4 protein-coding genes are annotated in these 2,553 nt (G+C 32.5%); all 4 read right to left on the reverse strand.

Going from position 1 to position 2,553, the window contains the following annotated elements; translation table 11 throughout:
* Positions 1–287 precede the first annotated feature (287 nt).
* On the reverse strand, positions 288–596 hold the full coding sequence (locus D8837_RS09115; protein WP_125456859.1) for a hypothetical protein: 309 nt from the start codon (positions 594–596) through the stop codon (positions 288–290).
* Positions 596–1,006 carry a hypothetical protein gene (locus D8837_RS09120; RefSeq protein WP_125456860.1) on the reverse strand — a complete coding sequence of 137 codons (411 nt, stop codon included), beginning with the start codon at positions 1,004–1,006 and terminating at the stop codon, positions 596–598. The genes D8837_RS09115 and D8837_RS09120 overlap by 1 nt, the downstream gene beginning before the upstream one ends.
* A gap of 12 nt (positions 1,007–1,018) precedes the next feature.
* Positions 1,019–2,062 carry an SPFH domain-containing protein gene (locus D8837_RS09125; protein WP_125456861.1) on the reverse strand — a complete coding sequence of 348 codons (1,044 nt, stop codon included), beginning with the start codon at positions 2,060–2,062 and terminating at the stop codon, positions 1,019–1,021.
* 306 nt (positions 2,063–2,368) lie between these two features.
* Positions 2,369–2,553, reverse strand: a 185-nt coding sequence (locus D8837_RS09630; protein ID WP_125456862.1) for a hypothetical protein, incomplete at its 5' end; no start/stop codon positions are given.

Here is a 2,553-nt window from a genome sequence, read left to right on the forward strand (position 1 = left end):
AACAGATACAGTAGAGAAAAAATAACATAAGTAATATTCGGGGCACCTAATAGCAATACTAAGACAGATAGAATAGGTGTATAGGATAAGACCCTTTCTGATTTCACTCGAAAGATTATGAATAAAATTTTTAACGTCAATAAAAATATAAATGGAATGATACTCATCCTTAGAATACTTGGTTCTTCTATATGTCGTACAAAATCATATAATGACAGAAAAGAAGAAAGTAGAACTAAAACCCATTTATATAAGCACCGCCAATTTATATTCAATAAATCAGACACTTACTTTTCTCCTTTCTTTTGATTAATAAGGTACTCTTTATACTGTGCTTTACCATTATATATATTATCTAGTGCTTTTACTTTTATTTTAATTTTTTCTAATATTCCGAAACTATAAAAAATAAACATAGACAAAGCAAAACCAGTTAAAGAAAATAGAACGGGACTAGAAATAAAAAATTTCATATATAAAGGCTCCAAATTGGTAGTAGTCGTCATTACTAAAATTTCAAATACAACCGCCATAACAAATATTGCACTCGTCAATCCCATAAATAGCAAACTTAATGACCGAAATACTTGATACATTAATAATCTCCCGTTTTAGGTTTAAAAACATCCTCTGCTTTTTCTGAGAAATCTTCTGCTCGTCCTTTACGATAGTGGCTATCCGCTGCTGTTAAAGAGCCTATAATAGCCACCAACCCGATTGCTAGTACTTCAATAATCCAAAATAGAAAACTTGGTAAAATCTGTACTAGAGGCATCATGCAAACTTGCCCAAGTACCCAAATAGCTGTAACTACATTGATAGGTAGCCAATCTGTAAATTGACGCTTAATAACCATTTGTAGGAAAAAAACAAACTCTGCTATGACTAAAATTCCCAGGGCGACGAAATACAAAGGAATAGATAGATGTGGAATTAATAATCCTAAAATAATTGTAGTGATGATGGTCAAAACTCCTGCTACATAAATCCAAATATTTTTACTCATATTCTTATCCTCCTATCTTGCCTGACCACAATTGGAACAAAATTTAGCCCCCTCTGAAAATGCGGCCCCACACTGACTACAAAACTTAGCTAAACCGACTTCTTCTGTTGAGACTGATTGATTCGGATTTGATTGGTTACCTGATAATTTTGTATTTCCCATAGTTCCCATCAAATTACCAAATTGGGCTCCTAAGCCAAGCCCCATCGATAGTCCCATACCAGCTCCCATTAGATTTCCTGCCGATCCTTCATTTTGGGCCGCTTCTTCTAAAACATCAAATTTACGCTCTTCTTGGTAAGTGTAACCTTCAATGTCACGACCTTCACGGTTACCTTTAGAAGTCAAAATTCTTTGATGATATTCAAAAATTTCCTTATAACCTTTACTATCTTGATTAACCTTCAAAGCTTCAATATTGAATTCTGCAACACTAACCCCATATTTAGAGAAACGGTTAGATAAAATTTTTGATAATTCAAGAGCTATATCATACGTGTGCTTTTCAATATCAATGACTGCAATCTTATTGTTATAAACAACCTGAGAAACAGCTGAATTGATAATTCCTATAGCAGCCTGTCTAAAACGTTTTTGAAAGACTTCAGCTGTAATCTTATCTGGATGGCTTGGCATAAATTCTAAAATAAAAGCTTCTAAATCAACAATTCTAGGAATAAAGTTCCCATGCGATTTTAGTTCGACAGGAATTTGACTTTCTGGATCTCTAATCAATATCGGTGAAGGAGTCCCCCATCCAATTGGTTGTAAGTCATACATATTAACAAACCAAATGAACGAAGAATCTGGCGATACTCCCCCACTAACAAAGGATTTCAATCCAGACAGAAACTGAGTATTGTTTCCATCAATCTTATGCTGTCCTTCACCATAACTACCAACTACACGACCATTCGAGAAAAAAACAGCTCGCTGACCAGGATTAACAATCAGAGTTGTCCCAGGTTTAAGATTGTTATTGGGATGGCGCCAAGCTAATGTATTCCTAGTATCTTCTCCTTCATAACGAATGACTTCAAATATATTCAATGCCATATTTATCTCCTTTTTATAAAATAATGTAACACCTGTCAAAGATGTATTTTGTTAATGAAATCTTACTAATAAATGCTAAATTTAAATGTGACTTATACATCATAAAATAAATTGCGATTGAAATTTCAAATCATGCAATAACTTGTAAGTATTTCCATATCTTTTGGTTAATTTTACCATAAATATCAACTACGAGCAATTATATCCAATGTCATACCTATTGCTATACTCAAAGAATTTTTTAGCAACAAAAATTCTTAAAAACGGTTTTCTAATAAATAGTATCCTATGTGCCCGTTATAAAAATTAATAATCTTTCCAAAACACATAGGAACTATTCTCTAAGTTAATAATCTGTTTAAAATGAACAGAATCATCCACTACATAATAATCCATGTTATCAAAATTAAAGAAGTTACAATCAAAATCTTCAGATTGTTTCTGAACTTCTAAAAAATATCGAGAATATTTTTCAGAATCCCTTATTCCTA

Origin of the sequence: Streptococcus mitis (genome assembly GCF_003942965.1) — a bacterium.
Classification (GTDB): domain Bacteria; phylum Bacillota; class Bacilli; order Lactobacillales; family Streptococcaceae; genus Streptococcus; species Streptococcus mitis_BH.

Coding starts and splice junctions, on each gene's coding strand:
- D8837_RS09115 (WP_125456859.1), bottom strand. CDS start 596: ATGTATCAAGTATTTCGGTCATTAAGTTTGCTATTTATGGGATTGACG.
- D8837_RS09120 (WP_125456860.1), bottom strand. CDS start 1,006: ATGAGTAAAAATATTTGGATTTATGTAGCAGGAGTTTTGACCATCATC.
- D8837_RS09125 (WP_125456861.1), bottom strand. CDS start 2,062: ATGGCATTGAATATATTTGAAGTCATTCGTTATGAAGGAGAAGATACT.